The organism is Mucilaginibacter sp., assembly GCF_965225845.1.
GTDB lineage: Bacteria > Bacteroidota > Bacteroidia > Sphingobacteriales > Sphingobacteriaceae > Mucilaginibacter.
In genome coordinates, this window is record NZ_CBDDBL010000002.1 from 182,515 (window position 1) to 204,518 (window position 22,004).

General features: G+C 38.2%; 17 protein-coding genes. 9 read left to right on the top strand and 8 right to left on the bottom strand.

Going from position 1 to position 22,004, the window contains the following annotated elements; all coding sequences use genetic code 11:
* Positions 1-79 precede the first annotated feature (79 nt).
* The 4 genes from recG to ACYZ0U_RS04650 all read right to left on the bottom strand — a co-directional run bounded on the left by recG (position 80) and on the right by ACYZ0U_RS04650 (position 4,199).
* Positions 80-2,182: an ATP-dependent DNA helicase RecG gene (gene recG / locus ACYZ0U_RS04635; protein WP_461450325.1), complete on the bottom strand. Its 2,103-nt coding sequence runs from the start codon at positions 2,180-2,182 to the stop codon at positions 80-82.
* Positions 2,183-2,209: 27 nt separating this feature from the next.
* The gene (locus ACYZ0U_RS04640) at positions 2,210-2,590 is read right to left on the bottom strand and encodes a Rid family detoxifying hydrolase (RefSeq protein WP_461450327.1); all 381 of its coding nucleotides are present in this window, start codon (positions 2,588-2,590) and stop codon (positions 2,210-2,212) included.
* 25 nt (positions 2,591-2,615) lie between these two features.
* The gene (locus tag ACYZ0U_RS04645; RefSeq protein WP_461450329.1) at positions 2,616-2,759 is read right to left on the bottom strand and encodes a DUF6728 family protein; all 144 of its coding nucleotides are present in this window, start codon (positions 2,757-2,759) and stop codon (positions 2,616-2,618) included.
* A 102-nt stretch (positions 2,760-2,861) separates the two neighbouring features.
* Positions 2,862-4,199, bottom strand: coding sequence for an OmpA family protein (locus ACYZ0U_RS04650; RefSeq protein ID WP_461450331.1), 1,338 nt, complete (start codon positions 4,197-4,199; stop codon positions 2,862-2,864).
* A 148-nt stretch (positions 4,200-4,347) separates the two neighbouring features.
* Between ACYZ0U_RS04650 and ACYZ0U_RS04655 the strand changes: the two genes are divergently transcribed.
* The gene (locus tag ACYZ0U_RS04655; RefSeq protein ID WP_461450333.1) at positions 4,348-5,640 is read left to right on the top strand and encodes an aminopeptidase P N-terminal domain-containing protein; all 1,293 of its coding nucleotides are present in this window, start codon (positions 4,348-4,350) and stop codon (positions 5,638-5,640) included.
* A gap of 95 nt (positions 5,641-5,735) precedes the next feature.
* On the opposite strand, the gene meaB is transcribed toward ACYZ0U_RS04655, so the two are convergent.
* Positions 5,736-6,614, bottom strand: coding sequence for a methylmalonyl Co-A mutase-associated GTPase MeaB (meaB, locus tag ACYZ0U_RS04660; protein ID WP_461450335.1), 879 nt, complete (start codon positions 6,612-6,614; stop codon positions 5,736-5,738).
* 111 nt (positions 6,615-6,725) lie between these two features.
* On the opposite strand from meaB, the gene ACYZ0U_RS04665 reads away from it, so the two are divergent.
* The gene (locus ACYZ0U_RS04665) at positions 6,726-7,784 is read left to right on the top strand and encodes a glycosyltransferase family 4 protein (RefSeq protein ID WP_461450337.1); all 1,059 of its coding nucleotides are present in this window, start codon (positions 6,726-6,728) and stop codon (positions 7,782-7,784) included.
* Between the two features lie 66 nt (positions 7,785-7,850).
* The gene (locus ACYZ0U_RS04670; RefSeq protein ID WP_461450339.1) at positions 7,851-9,677 is read left to right on the top strand and encodes an ABC transporter ATP-binding protein; all 1,827 of its coding nucleotides are present in this window, start codon (positions 7,851-7,853) and stop codon (positions 9,675-9,677) included.
* 29 nt (positions 9,678-9,706) lie between these two features.
* On the opposite strand, the gene ACYZ0U_RS04675 is transcribed toward ACYZ0U_RS04670, so the two are convergent.
* The gene (locus tag ACYZ0U_RS04675) at positions 9,707-10,447 is read right to left on the bottom strand and encodes a glycosyltransferase family 2 protein (protein WP_461450341.1); all 741 of its coding nucleotides are present in this window, start codon (positions 10,445-10,447) and stop codon (positions 9,707-9,709) included.
* A 95-nt stretch (positions 10,448-10,542) separates the two neighbouring features.
* Between ACYZ0U_RS04675 and ACYZ0U_RS04680 the strand changes: the two genes are divergently transcribed.
* Positions 10,543-11,355, top strand: a complete 813-nt coding sequence (locus ACYZ0U_RS04680; protein ID WP_461450343.1) for a DUF5672 family protein — start codon at positions 10,543-10,545, stop codon at positions 11,353-11,355.
* Positions 11,356-11,365: 10 nt separating this feature from the next.
* On the opposite strand, the gene ACYZ0U_RS04685 is transcribed toward ACYZ0U_RS04680, so the two are convergent.
* Entirely contained in the window at positions 11,366-12,235 is an 870-nt protein-coding gene (locus ACYZ0U_RS04685) for a glycosyltransferase (RefSeq protein ID WP_461450345.1), read from the bottom strand.
* 295 nt (positions 12,236-12,530) lie between these two features.
* Here ACYZ0U_RS04685 and ACYZ0U_RS04690 point away from each other — a divergent pair, with 295 nt between their 5' ends.
* The 5 genes from ACYZ0U_RS04690 (at position 12,531) to ACYZ0U_RS04710 (ending at position 20,842) form a co-directional block, all read left to right on the top strand.
* Complete coding sequence (locus ACYZ0U_RS04690) at positions 12,531-13,922, top strand: outer membrane beta-barrel protein (protein ID WP_461450347.1); 1,392 nt, start codon at positions 12,531-12,533, stop codon at positions 13,920-13,922.
* Positions 13,923-14,008: 86 nt separating this feature from the next.
* A complete protein-coding gene (locus ACYZ0U_RS04695) occupies positions 14,009-14,584 on the top strand; it encodes a hypothetical protein (RefSeq protein WP_461450349.1) in 576 nt (191 codons plus the stop codon).
* A gap of 229 nt (positions 14,585-14,813) precedes the next feature.
* On the top strand, positions 14,814-16,061 hold the full coding sequence (locus ACYZ0U_RS04700; protein WP_461450351.1) for an ROK family protein: 1,248 nt from the start codon (positions 14,814-14,816) through the stop codon (positions 16,059-16,061).
* Between the two features lie 45 nt (positions 16,062-16,106).
* The gene (locus tag ACYZ0U_RS04705; RefSeq protein ID WP_461450353.1) at positions 16,107-19,220 is read left to right on the top strand and encodes a SusC/RagA family TonB-linked outer membrane protein; all 3,114 of its coding nucleotides are present in this window, start codon (positions 16,107-16,109) and stop codon (positions 19,218-19,220) included.
* A 23-nt stretch (positions 19,221-19,243) separates the two neighbouring features.
* Positions 19,244-20,842, top strand: coding sequence for a RagB/SusD family nutrient uptake outer membrane protein (locus ACYZ0U_RS04710; RefSeq protein ID WP_461450355.1), 1,599 nt, complete (start codon positions 19,244-19,246; stop codon positions 20,840-20,842).
* Positions 20,843-20,910: 68 nt separating this feature from the next.
* On the opposite strand, the gene ACYZ0U_RS04715 is transcribed toward ACYZ0U_RS04710, so the two are convergent.
* On the bottom strand, positions 20,911-21,993 hold the full coding sequence (locus tag ACYZ0U_RS04715) for a lipopolysaccharide biosynthesis protein (protein WP_461450357.1): 1,083 nt from the start codon (positions 21,991-21,993) through the stop codon (positions 20,911-20,913).
* Between the last annotated feature and the right edge of the window lie 11 nt (positions 21,994-22,004).

Consider the following 22,004-nt stretch of genomic DNA (forward strand, 5'->3'; position numbering starts at 1 on the left):
TGAGATTGATGTACTGCAAAATTACAACTTATGCAGGTAAGTAGCGATAAGCGGCTTAAATTATCACCGGAAAATTACATTAAGATATTTTATCCCAGCTTAAGCCCTGGTCTTTTGATTGTAATGAATGGTGCAGGATCTGGTTTTCAGGTAATGCTAACTGCGGATCTTTCTCAAAAATTTCCTCTACAATTTTACGCACATGTATCAGCAACTGCTGGTCGGTAGCCAGGTTTGCTACTTTAAGATTGAGTACACCGCTTTGTTGGGTACCCTCTATATTGCCTGGGCCACGTAATTGCAAGTCTATTTCCGCTATCTCGAAGCCGTTGTTGGTTTTAACCATGGTATTAAGCCTTTTACGCCCATCATGGCTTAATTTTAGGCTGCTCATCAATATACAAAATGATTGTTCGGCACCACGCCCAACACGTCCGCGTAGCTGGTGTAGTTGCGACAAGCCAAAACGTTCGGCATTTTCAATGATCATCACCGAAGCATTGGGCACATTTACACCAACTTCGATCACGGTGGTTGCTACCATTATTTGCGTTTCACCTTTGATGAAGCGTTGCATCTCGTAATCCTTTTCGGCCGCCTTGAGTTTGCCATGTACAATGCTGATGTTAAATTGCGGCGATGGAAACTCATGCATCATCGTATTGACGCCGTCCTCCAGGTTTTTAAGGTCGAGTTTTTCACTTTCCTTAATCAATGGATAAACTACATATACCTGCCGGCCTTTGGCTATTTCACCTTTCATAAAACCAAACATGCGCAAGCGCTGGTTCTCAAAAAAATGTACGGTGTGTATAGGCTTACGTCCAGCGGGCAATTCGTCAATTACCGATACATCAAGGTCGCCATATAAGGTCATGGCTAATGTGCGGGGGATAGGTGTCGCCGTCATTACAAGTATATGCGGCGGGATATCGTTTTTTCTCCAAAGCCTGGCACGCTGTTCCACACCAAAACGATGCTGTTCATCAATAACAACCAATCCTAAATTTTTGTACTGAACTTTATCCTCAATAAGGGCATGGGTACCAATGAGTATTTTCAAATATCCGCTTTCCAAACGATGGTGTAATGATTTTCGTGCTTTTTGTGATGTAGAACCGGTAAGCAGGGCAACTTCAACAAAATCATTGCCTACCAAGTCTTTAATAGTTTGATAATGCTGATTAGCCAAAATCTCTGTTGGCGCCATAATGCAGGTTTGGAAACCGTTATCAATGGCAATCAGCATGCTCATTAATGCTACAACGGTTTTACCGCTGCCCACGTCACCCTGTAACAAGCGGTTCATTTGTACGCCACGCTGGGTGTCCTGTCTTATCTCCTTTAAAACCCTTTTTTGTGCGTTGGTTAGCGGAAAGGGGAGTTTGTGCTCGTAAAACTCATTAAAAATTGTCCCGACTGTGCTAAAAATATTCCCTTTAAATTTTAAGGTGCGGTGCATCTTGCTTTTAAGCATGCGCAGCTGCAATAAAAATAATTCCTCAAACTTTAAACGACGCTGTGCTTCATTTAACGCGGCGGCATCATCAGGAAAATGAATGTTGAGATAGGCAGTCTCTCTTGAAACCAGCCTGTTTTTATTGATGATGTATTGCGGCAGGTTTTCCTGTATATCTTTACTGTATTGCTCAAGCAGGGTGGCAACCAGCTTTTGCAAGCCTTTGCTATCCAGCATAAAATGCTTTAACTTTTCGGTAGAGCTATAAGCAGGTTGAAGGGTAAGGTTTCCGTTACTGGAAGCACCGACAGGAGAATATATTTCCATTTCCGGATGGGCCATTTGGGCTTTCCCGTTAAAAAAACCAGGTTTGCCAAATATTACATAGGCTTTGCCGGGAATAAGGGTTTTCTCCATCCACTTAATTCCCTGGAACCATACCAGTTCTATCATCCCGGTATCATCCTGAGCTTGAATGACTAAACGTTTGGTATGTTTTTCACCTAAAATTTCTTTACTGCGGATGCGGGCAATTACCTGCACGTGAGGAAGCTCAGGCTCTATTTCGCGGATCTTATAAAACCGGGTACGGTCTATATACTTATAGGGGAAATGCCTAAGCAGATCCTCGAATGTGGTTAAACCCAATTCTTTTTTTAAAACATCCGCACGGTTAAGGCCAACGCCCTTTAAGTACTCAATAGGTGTTTGAAAAGGGTTCAATAAAGTAGTTGTGGGTTTATACTAATATCAGGATATTAATGCAGTAACCGAAATCTCCACGTTTACATTTTTAGGTAAGCCTAAAACCGCTACTGTTTCGCGCGCCGGGAACTGATCAGTAAAATAGGAGCTGTATATCTCGTTAACCTTCGCGAAGTTCTGCATATCTGTTAAAAAGATAGTAGTTTTTACAATATGGCCAAAACCAATACCAGCTTCGGTTAAAATAGCTTTTATGTTTTCCATTACTTTGGTTGTTTCGTTTTTGATATCATCTAAAACCAAATTACCAGTAGCTGCATCAATAGCAACCTGGCCGGATACAAAAAGAAAACCACCGGCTGCAATAGCTTGATTATAGGGACCGATAGGTGCAGGTGCGTTAACGGTATTAATTACTGTTTTCATTTATAAGAGATGTGTTTATAAAAGATTAGTGCTTTAATATATAAAAGCGGATCAATGTCCAGATAATACCCAGCACGAACATAATAATAGCGATTGCATTTATAGTATGCATCACTTTAAGATTAAAGTTGGTTGGCCTGTTAGGGTCTTTTTTTCTAAAAAAGTACATATACAAATATAAGCAGAAGCCTAAATAATTATGCAAATATAAAGCAACAAAAAAGCCTCCCTGTATGGGAGGCTTTTTTCAATATATTATTTTATCTAATAATTATTGGTGGAATTCAACACGACGGTTAGCAACGCGGCCTTCTTCGGTTGAGTTATCAGCTATTGGGTGAGTTTCACCGTAAGCTTTGATTTTTAAGTGCTTAGCTTCAACACCTGAATTAACAAGGTATGTTTTTACTGATTCAGCACGGTCTTTAGATAAACGCATGTTGTGAGCAGCAGTACCTTCAGATGAAGCGTAACCAGCTAAAGTGATAGTTTTACCAGATGCACGCAGATCAGCTGATGATGCGTCTAATGCTGGGTAAGAAGAAGTTCTTAATACTGAGCTATCAAATTCAAATTGGATGTTAGAGAATGGAGCAGCTTTAGCAGAATCCATTTTCACAGTATCTTTAGGGAATACGATAACGCAACCAGAACCGTCAACTACGCTACCAGCAGGAGTGTTAGGGCATTTGTCAAATTGATCAGATACACCGTCACCGTCAGAATCTTTCTTCAAGTCAGCAACTGCAGTTTCAACATTAGTAACACGACCTTTTAAAGCTTCAACTTCCTGGCGTAATGCTGCATCATATAATTCATCATACATCATCGCAACAGGGTTAGCCCATTCTAAAGCTGGTTTTGATTTCGAACCTAAAGTAAATTCTAAACCTGCGTAACCGTAAGCATAGTGGTCTTTTTGTGGATAACCAGTTTTGGTTCCGTCAAAGTTTTGAGCGTCGATAAAGTTTTCAGTGTAACCTAAATCTAAAGCTACAGCGTTTGATAAACGGAATTTAACACCTGCACCTGCATCTAATACTAAGTTGCTTACGTAATGTTTTTTACCAGCATCATTTGTGTAATCAAATGTTGTTCCGTCAGCAAATTCACCTTGAGGGTTATACTGAATTAAACCAGCACCACCTTTTAAGAAGAAATTTACTGTTCTTTCGCGGTGTAGGTAGTCCATATCAATGCTTGCAAAGTTATAGGTACCATTTAATTCTTCCTGGAAATAATTGGTTTTGAAAAAACCTGGGTCAACGCTACCGTCATTACCTTTTACCTGGCCACCAGTCAAATCTAATTGAGTTGACCATGATTGAGCCCATTGTTGTTTTAAATAAATACCGTAACCGTAAGACACAACGGCACGACGGAAGCCATCATTACGGCCACCGGTTAAAAGCGCGTCACCTGTAACGCCGCCATTGATACCGATGCTAAAGGTTCTGTACTGTGATGCACCACCAAATACCTTGGCAGTGGACATTGCAGACGACATTTTGGATGTATCAGTGGTAGCAGTTTGCGCGCTAGCGATACCTGCAGCCATCAAAGTTACAACTGACAATGCGACTGTTTTCTTTAATGTAGAATAGTTCATAGTTTTAAGATTAAACAATTTAATTGTGATTTTTTTTCAAAATTAGTAATTATGTTTGAACCATTACCAAATTTTGTTCCAAAAATCATACTACTACTACAATTGAAGTAAAAAGATTGTTTAAACAAAATTAACAAATACACAATTCATGAAATATCTGCCTCTTAATCAGCAATTATTTATTAATAATAGAAAAAATTTCGTTTCGCGATTAAAAGCCTCATCGTTAGCTATTTTTAATGCAAATGATGAATTTCCGCGTAGTGGTGACCAAAATTTTGTGTTTAAACAAAATGCTGACTTTTTTTACCTGACAGGAATTGACCAGGAGCAAAGTATACTGATATTATTTCCGGATTGTCCTAATCCACTATACAAAGAAGTACTATTTTTAAGACAGACTAACGAACACATTGCCGTTTGGGAGGGTCATAAGTACACTAAGGAGGAGGCCAAACAGGTATCGGGCATTGAAAGTGTATTTTGGTTGAATGATTTTGACTCCATTTTGCACAATATTGTGAACTATGCCGAAAATATTTATATCAATACCAACGAAAATGACCGTTTTAGCTTTGAAGTTCCGTACCGTGACCTACGGGTTTTGGATAAATTAAAAACACAATATCCTTTGCATCATTATCTTCGCTCGGCACCTATTATGCGCGACTTACGGGTAGTGAAATCAGACAACGAAGTTGAACTTACCAAAAAAGCGTGCGCTATAACAAGGGATGCGTTCATCCGTACCCTTAAGTTTGTTAAGCCCGGCGTAACAGAATATGAGATAGAAGCCGAAATAATACACGAATTTATTAAACAACGTGCAACAGGCCACGCTTACACCCCGATAATAGCATCGGGCAAAAATGCGATAGTATTACATTATATTGATAACAACCAGGTTTGTAATGATGGTGATGTGATACTTTTTGATTTTGGTGCTGAATATGCCAACTACAATGCAGATATGAGCCGATCTATACCGATAAACGGCCGCTTTACCAAACGCCAGCGCGATGTGTATGATGCTGTATTACGTGTTATGAAGGCCTCAACAACAATGATAGTTGAAGGGGCGATCTGGAATGAATACCATGAAGAGGTGGGTAAGATAATGACCGGCGAACTGATCGGGTTGGGATTATTAAACAAGCATGATGTTGAAAAGCAGGACCCTAAAATGCCTGCTTATAAAAAATACTTTATGCATGGTACATCGCACCACTTGGGTTTGGATGTGCATGATTTTGCAAGCAGGTACAAACCATTTGAGGTTGGCAACATCCTGACTTGTGAACCCGGCATTTATATCCCGCAGGAAAATTTAGGCATCAGGCTGGAAAATAATATCCTGATCACTCAAGGCGGTAACATTGATTTAATGGCTGATATTCCACTAGAAGCTGATGAAATCGAATCGATAATGAATTCTAAATAACCGTCCTTTCATTTTGACCGAAGGAAAAACTTCTATAATATGTAAAGCGGACATACTTAGCGAAAAGTTTTTTCCCTCCGGTCAAATGACAATAGCTAATAATGGTCCTCCAAAAACTTATACAAGTTAAACCCCGTATTAACAGAAGCTTCAGCGATATCCTGCCGGAGTTTTTTTTTGTCGATGCCCGCCATGCGGTTTTGCTGAATAAGCTTATATGCCCTATCGGCTAATAGCAATTGCTTCCGGTCATGTTTTTCATGATTCGCAGATCTAATGAAATTAATTATTGCAGAGACACCGTCAGCTTGAGAGGCTACACTTTTAAATACAGGTGTTTTATCACTCAATTTTTTAAGGTTATTAGCAAATGTATCCGCACCATCACGGTCGGCTTTATTTACAATAAAAGCATCGGCAATTTCCATCATGCCCGATTTGATATTTTGGATCTCGTCACCGCTTTCGGGTACCAATACAACTAAAGTAATATCGGCTAAACCCGCGATTTCAACTTCACTTTGACCTACGCCTACGGTTTCCACAAAAATGTAATCGAAACCCGCCGCGCGTAATACGTCGGTCATTTCAATGGTTTTGGCAGATAATCCACCCAATGATCCGCGTGTAGCCAATGAACGGATGTACACATTTGGATGATTAAAAAAAGCCGACATGCGAATCCTGTCGCCCAATAAAGAACCAAAGTTGAATGGCGATGTTGGATCGATTGCTAAAACAGCCACTTTTTTATTATTAACAACAAAGTTACTGATTAACGCGTTTACCAAAGTGCTTTTACCGGCACCTGGCGGCCCGGTTATACCTATTATAGGAGTATCATTATTAAAGCTCAGGTTTTTTAATAATTCAGCCGAATCTTTAAGGTCATTCTCCACAATAGTTAATGCCCGTGCAACCGATTTAAAATTGTTGCTGTTTAGGGTAGATAAAATATCGGTGGCTGTTTTCAAGGCATTGCAATGCAAATCAAAATAAATTACCACAAGTTATTCAATAATTTGCCCGAAAATTATTTGTTTAAATAAAAAAGCGAATATTTACAGCTTAATAAGTATTATATAGTGTCAAAACCATCCATACTGCTCACGTTCGATTCCATGAAATATCCAAACTCAGGTTTTTTTTCTTTCGGAAAAAGCTTGGGTGATGCACTTTTGATTCAAAATAAAGCACGATATAAGCTGTATTTTTATGTTCACAAAAGGGCTACATATCTGTTTAATCAGAAAGTAAGCCTGGTATACTTATCAAAACTCCATAAACTATTTTTCCCCGAACCTAATCGTTTTGAACTCACACATTTTACTGATCAATATTGCAGGTTAAGACCTAAAAAGGTAAAGGGTAAAAAGATATTAACCATACATGATATTAATCCGGTACATGAGCAACGTAAATCGCCTAAAAAAATAGAAAAGCACCTTGAAAAATTAAGAGGTTATATAAGCGCTTGTGATAAAGTTGTAACCATATCTCATTTTGTAGCCAAGGATATTTTAAAATACTTCCCCGAAGCTGAAAATAAGGTAAGTATCATATATAATGGTGCCGATCAGTTACAGGTTGTTGAAGGGCATTCGCCAAAATATCAACCAAAAAAAACATTTTTATTTACTATCGGGTTTATTGCGGCTAAAAAAAATTTCCATGTATTGCCGCCTTTATTGGTGGGTAACGACTATGAACTGATCATCGCCGGTGTGGAAACTCCTTATAAAAGCGTGATAATGGATGAGGCTAAAAAGTTTGGTGTTACGGATAGGGTAACCATCACCGGCCCGGTAAGCGAGGAGGATAAGGCCTGGTATTATAAAAATTGTGCGGCTTTTGTATTCCCGTCCATTGCCGAAGGCTTTGGTTTGCCTGTGTTAGAGGCAATGCATTTCGGTAAACCGGTATTTTTGTCAACCTACACCTCATTGCCTGAAATTGGGGGCGATGCCGCTTTTTATTTTGAAAATTTTGAACCTGAAGCGATGCAAGCGGCATTTGTCAATGGTATGGAAAAATTTAAAGCCGATGATATGCAGCAAAAAGTAATGGCCCATGCCATGCAGTTTGACTGGCAGGAAACGGCCCGCCAATACCTGAAACTATACGATGAATGCCTTGGCTTATAATGACAATTTAATTATAGCGTTAATTAGCTAATTACTTTAGATTTGTACTCTTTTATTTAATTATTGATGAAGACTTATTTCAGGCTGCTCTCTTTTGCAAAACCCATTGAGAAGTATGCTATACCTTATATTATATTTACTATATTATACGTAGTATTCAGCACATTGGTGTTCCCATTGTTAATACCGCTTTTAAACTTGCTTTTCTTAACTGTACATACCCGGGCAACCGCGGTGGCGCAACCAACTTCATGGCTTAACCTTACCGGCTGGTTTAAGTATTATATGTACTATTTTGTTAAGGTATATGGCGCCTGGGGAGCATTGCGTTTTGTATGCTCTGTATTAATAGTAACCGTGTTGCTTAGTAATTTGTTCCGCTACCTTTCTGCCAGGATAATGGAAAACTTGCGTGTACATACTTTATTAAACCTGCGCCGTAGTGTTTTTAATAATGTGATGGACCTGCACCTTGGCTATTTTAGCAACGAGCGCAAAGGTGATATTATATCGAAGGTTGCATCAGATGTGCAGGTAGTGCAATTTTCTGTAACATCTACTTTGCAGGTTATTTTTAAGGATCCTATTCAGCTCATTGCTTTTCTAATAACATTGTTTGCTATATCGGCGAAGCTTACCTTATGGTCGTTATTAGTTGTGCCGATCTCCGGATTTATAATTTCGCGCATTGTTAAACGACTTAAGTCGCAAGCAATAGCTGCCCAGGTATCGTACGGCAATATGATCAGTTATCTTGACGAAGCATTGTCAGGTGTTAGGATTATTAAGGCATTTAACGCCACCGGGTTTATTAAAAATCGCTTCGACGATGAAAATAAACACTATACTAAAATACTTCGCTCAATGGCTAAACGCCAGCAGGCGGCATCACCGGTATCTGAAACTTTGGCTGTAACCATGATATCATGTATAGTACTATATGGCGGTTATCTTATCTTAAATAATAAGTCCGATCTTAGCGGAGCGCAATTTATTGCTTATATAGGTATCTTTTCACAGTTAATGCGGCCGGCAAAGTCCATTTCTGATTCATTTGGAAATATACACTCGGGTATTGCCGCAGGCGAAAGGGTATTGGCGCTTATTGATGAAAAACCTGTAATTAATGATTTGCCCGATGCCAAACCTATCGGCGAGTTTAAGCAGTCGATAGAATTTAAAAATGTATCCTTTGCCTACGGCGATAGAAAAGTATTGCAAGATGTTAATCTAACAGTGCCTAAGGGTAAAACAATTGCATTGGTTGGTCCTTCTGGTGGTGGTAAATCTACCTTGATCGATTTGATACCTCGTTTTATTGTACCGCAATCAGGCCATGTGCTGATTGATGGTGTAGATATTGAAACCGCTACAGTAGATTCGGTAAGAAATTTATTGGGTATAGTAAACCAGGAATCTATATTGTTCAATGATTCCATTTTTGGCAACATTGCCTTTGGTAAAACCGGCGTAACCATGGAAGAGGTAATTGCCGCTGCCAAAATAGCAAACGCGCATAACTTCATTATTGAAACAGAGAATGGTTATGATACAAACATCGGTGACCGTGGTACAAAACTATCCGGAGGGCAAAAACAACGTATTTGTATAGCACGTGCAGTGTTAGCTAACCCACCTATCATGTTGCTAGACGAGGCGACTTCTGCACTGGACACCGAGTCGGAAAAATTAGTTCAGGATGCTTTAAATAACCTGATGAAGAACCGTACTTCGATAATTATCGCGCACCGTTTAAGTACTATACAAAATGCCGACTCCATTATTGTATTGGAAAACGGCAGGGTGGTGCAGCAGGGAACCCACACTGAATTATCTGCAACTGATGGCTTATATAAGCGGCTTATCAATATGCAAACCTTTAACGGCGATTAATATATTTTAATTTCAATATCAGCCTTAATTTATTTAGAAAATATAGACTTAAATAATCTAAACAAATACCTGATTCCAATTTTGGCTTCAAAATTTGATAGGATCAACTTGGTTTTATCCTTTTCAAACGCATCATCTACTACACGTGACGATATGCCTGTATGGTTATATTTGCAGATGATAATGTCGAGGTAAATAAATTTGTAATTTTTGTCTTTATACAACTGCATGTTAAGTGCATAATCGGCAGCAATTTTATATTTTGTATTGTACCTGTACTTATCAAAAACAGATTTAGGGTAAATTATAGCCTGGTGATAAATTCCACCCTTTGCCATATAATAATTACTTATAAGCCCCGAGCGCTTAATACCATTGGCTAAAACATTCCCATAATAAATTGCACTTGGGTTGGTAAGCTGCATAGCCATTTCGGAAAATTCCGGTAGTAAGACATCGTCCGCACCTAAAAAATAAACCCATTCCCCGGCTATATGGGTTAGTGCTTTATTCATCGCATCATAAATACCCTTGTCCTTTTCGCTTTGCCAAAAATGCAGGCGCAATGAATTATTGCGCAATATTTCAATGGTACTATCAATGCTTTGCCCGTCGATAACAACAATATCAATTGCAGGGTATAGTTGGTTGTAAATACTATTTAAGCAGCTTTGTAAGTATCCGGCCGCATTGTAGGTAACAATAATTATTGTTATTCGCCCTTTTTGGCTAATAGCGCTTATTGAATCTTTTACCTCATTAAGTCCCATTAATGCTTTGGCTTATATTTGGTGCTAAGTTAATATAAGAATTACTATTAGCTTTACGTTTTAACATTTGCAGATGGAATGTTTGTTAATTAGGTATGAATAAAAAAAATAAAGTAGTTGTAATAATACCATTATACAAAACACAATTATCTGTTTATGAATCTATTGCTTTAAAACAATGCCGGGCAATTTTACACAAGCACCCGGTTGTTTTTGTTAAGCCCCAGTCCCTAAATATTGATTCATTAGTAGCCGATACAGGCTATTCTGCTATTTCGTTCAACGATCATTATTTTGCAAGCGTGCATACATACAACGAACTTTTACTCGGCGAAGAGTTTTATAAAGCCTTTGTTGATTATGAGTTTATGCTGATCTATCAATTGGATGCCTTTGTATTTTCAGATCAATTGGATTACTGGTGTAATTTAGGTTACGATTATATTGGTGCCCCCTGGTTGCGGTTAAAAGGATATAAGAATGCGTTTGATGAGGCCTTTACCAAATTGAAAAACTACTTATACATGCGTTATGACGCAAAATATAAGAATGGCATGCCAAAAGTTGGTAAGCAAATTGAAGATAGGGTAGGTAATGGTGGATTTTCGTTGCGCAGGGTCGATAAATTTTTGCTATACACAATTCAATATAAACCGTTAATTGATCATTATATAACCTTGCGTCATCCCTGGTTTAATGAGGATATATTTTGGAGCATAGCGCTCAACCGTACAAAAAAGAATATTCTTAAACCCGGATTGAAATTGGCATTGGAGTTTTCGATCGAAACCAATCCGCAAAGGGCATTTAAGATCATCAATAATAAATTGCCTTTTGGCTGCCACGCCTGGGATAAAAATTTAGATTTTTGGCGGAGCATATTTAAGGATCAGGGAATAACTATTTAGTTAGGCTTACTCACTTTAAATAGGTTTTATAAATTAAGAATTTAAGTTTCCAGAATAATTTTAGTTCGCGATACTTCTTATTTCCTGATAGAATTTTATTGGCTACACTAAGAGGAATATCAAACTTTGTCAGCAAGCTAATTAAATCATTGAAAGTGCGTTTTTCTATCTGCCGGCATTCATTAAAACTTATATTGTTAACATTTATCGGCAAAACTAACTTCCACTTTTCATGAAGCTTAATCATGTCTTCAACCCATTCGCGGCTATAACTTCCCTCAGATAAATGATTCAATAATATCTCATAGGTTACAACTACCTTATATTTTTGACCTATCGCAATTGAAATATCAATATCATAACCATGAAATCCGTTAAAAAGAGTTTCATCAAACTTAAATTCCAAAAATGCTTTTTTTGTAGTAGATAAAAATACACCATCCACACAGGCAACCTGCTCTCTTTTAAGATTATCAGGGTTTTTATAATCATGAAATTGCGGCTTATCTAAATATTTGTAGGATTGTAAAATATTAGCGCGAATATGCACTGAATCAATCCCCGTCCACCCGGATGGTGTAAATGGTTTATATCCGCTACCAACAATGCCAATCAATCCTATTTCCGAATTATCAAAAAAAATATTTTTTAGGATAGAACCCCAATTATTGGTTTTAATGATTACATCTTCGTGCATAAAGCATAAAATATCATACTTCGCCTTGGCCGAACCTTGATTATAAACCGCACATAAGCCTTGCTTTCCCTGGCTGTTATCTATCGCGATTATTTCAAACGGGAGGCCAATAGTTGAAGTAATATTTTCGGAAACTTGACGTAACAAATTGCTATCTGCTGATGATATAATTACTGAAATCATTAATGAATTTAAAAAATTGCAATTGTTATAAATAAGTTAATTAGCGCCTGCAAATTACTTATTTAGCTTTAAACACCTAGCCGGTAGATGCAAAAGCTTATAACAAGTTAGATAATCTATCACCAATACGCCTTTCCATTTTGAAAATCCTGCCATGCTATTATGGTAAGATTAATAATGTATTAAATTCTCTAATATCTTTAAGTGCTTGTTACATAGTATTTTAATGATTTTATTTTTCGCATGGCATCATAGTGGCATATGTGGGTCAGATTCATCATAAATAAAATAAAGCGTGAACAAAACATTTACATCCTTATTAAACAGGCAATTCAAAATGAAAAAATTAGGCACATTATTTATTCTTTCGGTATTTGGTTTACAGGCATTTGCTCAACCGATTGATTCCAACCTTGTTAAAAGTATTAATGCCGATACGATAAAACACCGTACCGTACAACGTTCGCTTGACTCTCCACTTCCTGATCCTCCGTTTCCAACAAGTGACTGGGATGGCGGCCCGTTAATTGGTTCTGACGGAACTGCACCTATATACCCATTACAAAAGCTGTTGGGCTTAACCAAAACGCATTTCAGAGTTTATGGTTGGGTTGATCCGGGGGCTGATATCAGTAGTTCAAAACACTCGAATGCACCTACCTCTTATGATCTGATTCCAAATACTGTAATGCTGGATCAGGTGGGATTAAAATTCGACTTGCAACCAAATACCGTTCAAACAGACCATGTATCCGCAGGTTTTTTGGTAACTACCATTTTTGGTACAGATTATCGCTACACTACAGGTAAAGGATATTTCAGTAACCAATTATTGGGCAACAATAATAAATATGGTTTTGACCCTGCTGAAATGTACGGTTTGATCTATTTTCCGAAAATAGCCGATGGCATGCTGTTGAAATTTGGACGTTTTATTTCTCCCGCAGATATTGAGGCACAATGGGCCCCTGATAACTACCTGTACTCGCACTCTTTAATGTTTACCGTCGATCCTTATACTTTTACTGGTGCGCAGGCAACCTTCAAATTGGGTTCATACTGGCAATTAGAAGTTGGTGTTGATGCAGGTAACGATATGGCTCCATGGAGTAAATCTGCGCAGATCAACGGTTTGCTGATGGCGCGTTGGGTATCCAAAGATAATAATAACTCTTTATATGGTGGTATAAATGCATTAGGCAACGGTGATTACACCCGTCAGCATGATGACCTGCAAATGTTGGTTGCTACCTGGGGACATAAGTTTAACAAAACCTTCCACATGATGACAGAAGTTTATTACTTATGGCAATACCATGCATTGGTTGGAGGTACAGTAATTACAGGCCCTCCTCAACCATTTTATACCAATGTTGGTGCCGGAGCACCTATTCCCGGAACAATGCAGGCAGTTGGCGCGGTTAACTATTTTCAGATATTAGTTTCAAAACGTGATTATATCTCTATCAGAAACGGCTATTTAAGTGACCCTCAGGGCGGCAGAACGGGTTATGCAACTAGTTATTCTGACCACACTATTGGGTTTGTACACTACTTTAATGATTACATCAGGATCCGCCCTGAAATCAGATACGAGCGTGCTTATGCCGATGGAATTACGCCTTATGATAATGGTACTAAAAAAGATCAACGTACTGCAGCAATGGATTTAATTGTTCGTTTTTAAAACTTTAAACGCTTTGGTGCCATCGTCAGCTATGGCACCAAAGTCTAGAAAAATCAACTGAAGAAAAATTAAAAAAAAATAATGAAATGAAAACTGTTAAATTAATGATCGCCATTGTGTTAATGGCAGGATTTGCCCAAAAAACATTGGCCCAGGAAAAAACTTGCGGATTGTACTTAACCGCTGATGATTACCATAACCATAAATTAAGTTATAAAACTACGGGTAATGACGGCAACAGCATCCAGCTTAATGAGTTTTTAGGATCGCATAAGGTTGTTGTAGTTTATAATGGTAAAAAAGAGGTGATTTATAAAAGCGCCATCTACGGTTATAGATATAACAAGACCGATTATCGTTACTTTAATAATAACCCTTATAAAATTATTGATGACAAGGATTTTTACCTGTACAGCGCCCCAAAACTGGTGCAATGGGGTAAGAGCCCAAAATCAATTGATGCTTTTTATTTCAGCAGTACTGCAATCTCTGATGTTAAGCCTTTATCTATTAAAAATCTGCAAAGCACTTATGCCGATAATGCAAAATTCAGGTATTTGCTTGAGTCTCAATTTCAAACAGATAATGCTTTAACTGCTTATGATTCTGCAACAAATGAATATAAGGTAAAATATTTATACGAACATAGTACATCTATGTAAATTAATATAGCTAAGGGTAGGGGTAGTTGCGAATAGCAGCTGCCCTTTTTTATTTGATACGTTATTAACCTTTAGTAATTTTATTACCCTAAAAGATAAATCGATTTACTTATTTTTTTATTCCTATTACGAATATGTAACTTTTTAATTCTTTTTAAGAAGTTATCTCTTTTTTATTTGAAATTTTATTAAGTTTGTTTTAGCAGATCTCGCCAATTATTGTGTTTAAATGGAACTTAAAACTAAAAATGTTAAAAGCGCCGAATTAAAGAACCTCATTATAAAGCAACTTTATTTTGATAATGTTTTATCATGCGCCGAGCTGGGTGAGGTTTTAGAAAAAAGCGTCCCTATGGTATCAAAAACCATTAGTGAGCTTATTGTAGAAGGCTTTGTGGTGGAGGATGGATATGCGCCATCAAGCGGTGGCCGAAGGCCATTAGTATACTCATTAAAGCCATCAGCTATGTACATAGTTACTGTAGCTATGGATCAGCTTTCAACACGCATCCAAATGGTTGACCTGTTAAATAACCCTGTAGCGGAAACTGCTATGATGGAGCTTAAGTTACTTAATAACCCTGCCGCGCTTTCTTCACTTATTGATTATATTAAAGAGTATATCCGTTCAACAGGTATCGATAACAGCAAAATAGTTGGCATCGGTATTGGTATGCCTGGTTTTATAGATTCGGCAAAAGGGATCAATTATACTTATTTAGATTCCGGTGGCCAAAGTTTAACGGAACTTATTTCCGGGCAAACAGGTTTGCCGGTATACATAGCCAATGATTCCAGCCTGATAGCTATAGCCGAGCAAAGATTCGGTACGGCTAAAAATCACAAAGATGTAATGGTTATTAACCTGGGTTGGGGGATAGGCCTGGGAATGATCGTAAACGGCGAACTCTATCGCGGGCATAGTGGTTTCGCAGGGGAGTTTAGCCATATTCCGCTATTTGAGGATGGTGCGCTTTGTACCTGTGGGAAGCGCGGTTGCCTTGAAGCCGAAGCATCGATGCTGGTAGTTGCCGAAAAAGCTATCAAAGGTCTTAAAGATGGCCATATCTCAAGCCTGAACCATACCGACAAAGATCCCTACAAGGTTGTAGGAAACGCAATTATGGAAGCTGCTAATAATGGCGACCAGTTTGCTATTGAATTACTATCAGATGCGGGTTATAAAATAGGTAAGGCACTGGCTATACTGGTTCACATCATGAACCCAGAGAGCATTGTGCTGAGTGGAAGAGGAGCGATAGTAGGGAAAATATTGATGGCGCCTATACAACAGGCCATGAATAAGTACTGTATACCAAGGTTGGCAAATAGTACCCAAATTTTAATCTCGAACCTCGGCTTCGGTGCAGAGCTTATTGGCACGGCGGTACTGGTAATGGAAAATTTCGATAAAAAAAATAAAAATAAATCTATCACCACAAAACAACCAATTATGGAGAAATCAACAACTATCTAATCCACCACACTACAACTCATTAACATTAAATTAATCCACTGAAAAATGAAAAAATTATTACCACTAATTTTATTAGTACCGTGTATTGCAATGGGGGCAAACAGCCATCCCCTCAGTACACAGGCTAAATTTATAAAGGTATCCACAGGATATACCTTAAAAAACGCAGGCCCCATAACCGGGATTGTAAAAGATGAAACAGGTGCAGCTTTGCCAGGTGTAACGGTTTTAATTAAAGGTACAACAAACGGTACGCAAACAGATGTAAATGGTAAATACACTCTTAATGCAAAACCTGGCGATGTATTAGTATTTAGCTATGTTGGCTACTTAAGCAAAGAGGTTCTTATCGCTAATGGTACAAATTATGATGTTGCATTAGCTCCAAATGGCAAAAGCCTTAACGAGGTTGTTGTAACAGCTTTGGGTATTACTAAAACTGCAGCATCAATTAGTTATGACCAACAAACTGTGGCCGGCAGCCAATTACAGGTGTCAAAAGATCCAAGTTTTGTAAACAACCTTGATGGTAAGGTATCAGGCTTACAAATTACCCAAAGCTCATCAGGAGCGGGTGGTTCAACTAAAGTTGTGCTACGGGGTGAAAAATCAATTAACGGAAGCAATAACGTTTTATACGTAATTGACGGTGTTCCTTTACAGGCACTTACAAGTGGGCAACCTAACGGCGTGTTCTCTTATGGCCCGGATGGTGGCGACGGTATTTCAAACATTAACCCTGATGACATTGAGAGTATCAGTGTTTTAAAAGGTGCATCTGCCGCTGCTTTATATGGCAGCGCCGCTGCAAATGGCGTTATATTAATAACTACCAAAAAAGGTAAAGACGGAAAACCTGAAGTAACATTCAGTTCATTAACAACTTTTGAAAAACCTGTTAAAGTTCCGGTATTACAAACCGAGTATGCGCGTGGCGATACAGGGGTTACTAGTGGGACATCAATAAACTCATGGGGTGCCAAAGAGGCTGCTGGTGCTATTAATTCTCAGCCATCAAGTTTCTATACCACCGGTAAAAATCTGATTAATTCATTTACGTTACGAACAGGTACAGAGAAAAATCAAACTTTTATATCTTACGCAAACACACGTAATGATGGGATATTGCCAAATAACACATTTGAAAAAAATAATGTTACTGTAAATAATTCAAGTAAATTATTGAATGACAAGCTTACATTAAGCGAAAATGTTAGTTATATTTTTCAGAATACAGTAGACAGGCCAGGCGAGGGCACTTATTTTAACCCTTTAACCAGTACTTACTTATTCCCACGAGGCACTGACTTTAATCAGTACAAAAACTACGAATCATTTGATCCAACCAGGAATATTGAGTTACCAAACTGGATCACGCCATATACAGATCCGGGTATTGGCGGGGATGATTTACAAAATCCTTATTGGATACAGTATAAAAATTTAAATCACCAGGGATTAGACCGGTTATTAGCAACTATTACTGCTAAATATGAGATTAGCAGCTGGTTAAATTTACAGGGACGTGTAAGCGTTGATAAAGCTGATCAAACAAGCGACCAGGAACTTTATGCGGGTACCACAACTCTTTTATCAGGTTTAGCAGGTAATTATACCTACAATTCAAGTAGCTCAAACCAGGTATATAGCGATTTATTGCTTACTGCCAATAAAGACTTGTCAAAAGATTTTAACATCAACGGAACTTTGGGTGCTAGTATACAGGACAACCAATACAGCGCAACCGGCTTTGGTGGTAAATTAGGCAACATTGATAATTATTTCAACGTAAGTAATATTAGCCTTGCATCAGGTAATCCGTTTAACCAAACAAATAAAGAAGAAAATCAAACACAATCTCTTTTTGCAACAGTTGATTTAGGTTATAAGAAATTCTTGTATTTAGATGTTACAGGCCGTGATGACTGGACCTCAACTTTAGGTTATGCAGCCACTGATCATTTCTTTTATCCTTCAATTGGTTTAAGCGGTGTATTAAGCAGCATGTTTAAAATGCCTGATTTTATCAGCTTTAGTAAAGTACGTTTATCTTATTCTGATGTTGGTAATGGGCTTCCGGCTTATGTAAGTACAAATCCATCACAATATACGTTGAGTAGCGGTTTTCTTAACCTGAACCAAACACAACCACTTGCTACATTAAAGCCTGAAAAAACACACTCATTTGAAGTAGGTACTGAATGGCGTTTCTTAAATGATCATATTTCATTTGACGCGACTTATTATCACACAAACACATACAATCAATTGTTCCTTGTTGGTACATCGATAGCAGGTAGTCAGTATGCAAATGAGTATGTAAATGGCGGAAATGTTGAAAATGAAGGTTTTGAAGGTAGCTTAGGCTATAACGGAAACCTTGGCGGCGGCGTACATTGGACCAGTAACTTTACATTCTCTTTGAATAAAAACAAAGTGCTTTCGTTATATACAACTGATGCTGGCCAGATAATAAATCAGTTTGAATTCGGAAATTCATTTAACAGCTATTCAGAACAAGCTGTTGTTGGAAAACCATACGGTGAACTTTTTGCGAAAGCCCTTGAAAGAGATGCAAGTGGCAACGTTGTATATGCAAATGGCATACCTCAGTTCCAGGCTACACCTAACGGCGATTTTTCTTACAAAGATGTTGGTAACCCAAGCCCTAAATTCTCACTGGGCTGGACAAATACATTTAAGGTAAAACAATTTGATCTGGCATTTACCGTTGACGGGCGTTTTGGAGGCGATGTGATTGACATGACCCAGGCTTATCTTGATTCTTATGGTGTATCACAAGCATCAGCAAATGCAAGGAATGCTACCAATGGAAGCCAACAGGCATTAGCTGCGGTTCAAACTTACTATCAAACAGTAGGCGGTCGTTCCGGTGCTTTAGCCGAATATGTTTATTCAGCAACCAATGTTAGGTTAAGAGAAGCTTCTTTCGGTTATACTTTCCCAGGTGCAATGTTTGGTAACGCGATAAGTAACCTTCGTATAGCATTTAGCGGTAGAAACTTATTCTTCTTCTATCTAAAAGCTCCGTTTGATCCTGAAACAACTTTGTCAACTGATAACACCCTGCAAGGTATTGACCTGTTTGGGCAACCAAGCGTAAGAACCTTAGGCTTTAACATATCAGCGAAATTTTAATAACGAATATTAAATAAAAAGACATGAAAACAATATTTAAAAAGAACAGGCTGTTATGGATGGGCGCTGTATGCCTATTATTAGCCAGTGCCTGTACAAAAGAATTTAAAGCATTTAATACTAATCCTAGTACTGTTACTCAATCTCAGGCCCAAGGCGATTTCCAATACATCGGTGGCTTTTTCCCGGATATGGAGGAAAATATATTCAGCCCCGTCGACTATATATACCAGTTACAACAGAGCTTAAATGCTGATGTATATTCCGGTTACATGATGTCGGCAGATGCATTTGGTGGCCCGAATAACACCAATTATTTCATGGTTCAGGGTTGGAACACGACCACATTTGACCAGGCTTATTCACATGCGATGCATGATTGGTCACAGGTGAAACTGAAAGCTCGTCCACAGGATCAGCACTTTGTTGCTATGGCACTTATATTGAAGGTTGAAAGCATGCACCGTGTAACGGATGTTTACGGTCCGCTTCCTTATTCAACTTATGGAACAAATGCGTTTGGTGTAAGTTATGATAGCCAGCAAGCTGTGTATACCAGGTTTTTTAGCGAGCTTGATACCGCCATTTCAACACTAACAGCCTATGTAAAAGCTAACCCGGGCGCTACACCATTTAAGCCATATGATTTAATTTATAATGGTAGTTATCCTCAATGGTTAAAGTTTGCTAACTCATTGAGGCTTCGTTTGGCTATGCGCCTTGCTTATGCTGATCCGGCTACGGCTCAGAAAGAAGCAGAGAAGGCCTGTGCAGATCCAAACGGATTATTAAGTACTACCAGTGATGGTGCTTTCTTATCCAATGGTGGCTTATTTACTTACCAAAACCCAATTTGGAATATTACCAACGCTTATGGCGATATCAGCATGGGCGCGCCAATGGAATCAATATTAGAAGGTTACAATGATCCACGTATAACTAATTATTTTTTACCTTCAACTGCGGTACCTGGGCAAGAAAAAGGTATACGTAACGGTATAGCTATTTCGGGTGCAGAATATGCTGGTTATTCTTTAATAAATGATGCTGCAAGTACGCCTATACAAATTATGGTAGCTTCTGAAAGCGACTTTTTAAGAGCAGAAGGAGCATTACGCGGATGGAATATGGGGAGTGGTACAGCTCAATCATTTTATGAAGCTGGTGTCACGCTTGCCTTCCAGGAAAAGGGAGTTACAATGCCTGCAGGCTACTTAACAAATTCAACTGCTACTGCAGCTCCTTATGTTGATACTCAAAATGCAACTAATAGTGTACCTGCGGGCTCTCCATATTTGAATAATATCCCGGTGGCGTGGAGTGCAACTGCAACTTTTGAGCAAAACCTGCAAAGAATTATCACTCAAAAGTGGATCGCAATGTTCCCTGATGGTGAAGAAGCCTGGGCAGAATATAGGCGTACAGGTTATCCTATTTTGTTCCCGGTAGTGGTGAATAATAGCGGTGGTACGATACCTACTATACCAGGCATACGTAGATTACCTTTCCCGTCTGACGAGGTTACTAACGATGCAAAAGGTGTTGCTTCAGGCATATCCGAACTTGGTGGCCCGGATAATGGTGGTACCAAATTATGGTGGGATAAAAATCCTAATCACTAATAAATACCGAATACAAAAAAATCCCCGCTTTTGGCGGGGATTTTTTTGTATGTTTTAATACGAATCCATTATATAGCGCTTATTTTTTTATAACCTTTGGATACAAAAAGTAATACTGTACATATCGCCCCTCCGGCTATTATACCCACAAGTATACAAACTGCTATATTTAATTTATTAGTTTCCAGCGGCAGAACCGGAGAATCAATTACTTGTATTAATGGTGTTTCCTGCCTTAATATCATTCTTGAAACCTCAAGATTTTTTACAACTTCAGCATAAATGGCCGAACTTGCCTGTACATCTACCTGGCGGCGCTGTGAAGGTACTTTTAAAGATAATAATAATGGATTTGCATTTGGTGATGCATCAATTGCTGATGCTACACCAGATATGGATGTATTTAAAACTGCCCTTACACTATCCGCCTGTTTTTGTAATAACTGTACATTCTGGATTGCTTTTTTGGTCTTGGTCTGAATATAAAAGTCATTTACTGTTTCCACAATTATATTAGTAAATTCCTTTGCAAATAACTCATCTGTTGATGAAACCTGAACGTTAATTATTCCTATTTTTTTATCAGGTTTAGTAACGGAAAGTATTTTTTTATTGAAGATGTCAACAAGATCATTTACAATGCTATCTTGAGTCCTGGTAAAATTAGCGGGATCGCCTGTAAAGTTTATATTAGTAATGTTGTTTTTTTCTTTCCAGCGTTTCCTTAATTTGTTAAAATCAATATACCTGTCAATTAATAGTTCGCTCTTACCGTTGAAATTACCTTTGGTTAATAACGATTTTTCAATCATCAATCTTGACTTATAAAGTTCAAGGATGTTATCGCCCTGAAATAATCCCGTATTGTTTGACCCGGAAAGATCAATTCCCGCTAACGATGCTAAGCCCGCATACTGGCTTACACTGCTGCCTTTGTCCTCATCTAAAACAAAAGTGCAATTGGCAATATATATTTGCTTTTTCAAACAATAGTACGCCAGGCCGCTAATGCCGCCTAATATTCCGAAAATTAATAAAATAAGCCATTTAGTTTTTAAATACCTTATTCCTGACTTTACCTTTACTATTATTTCGCGAAGAGATATTTCATCATCTTGCTGAATAGTTTCTTGATTTATTTCAGATCTCATAAATAATTTAG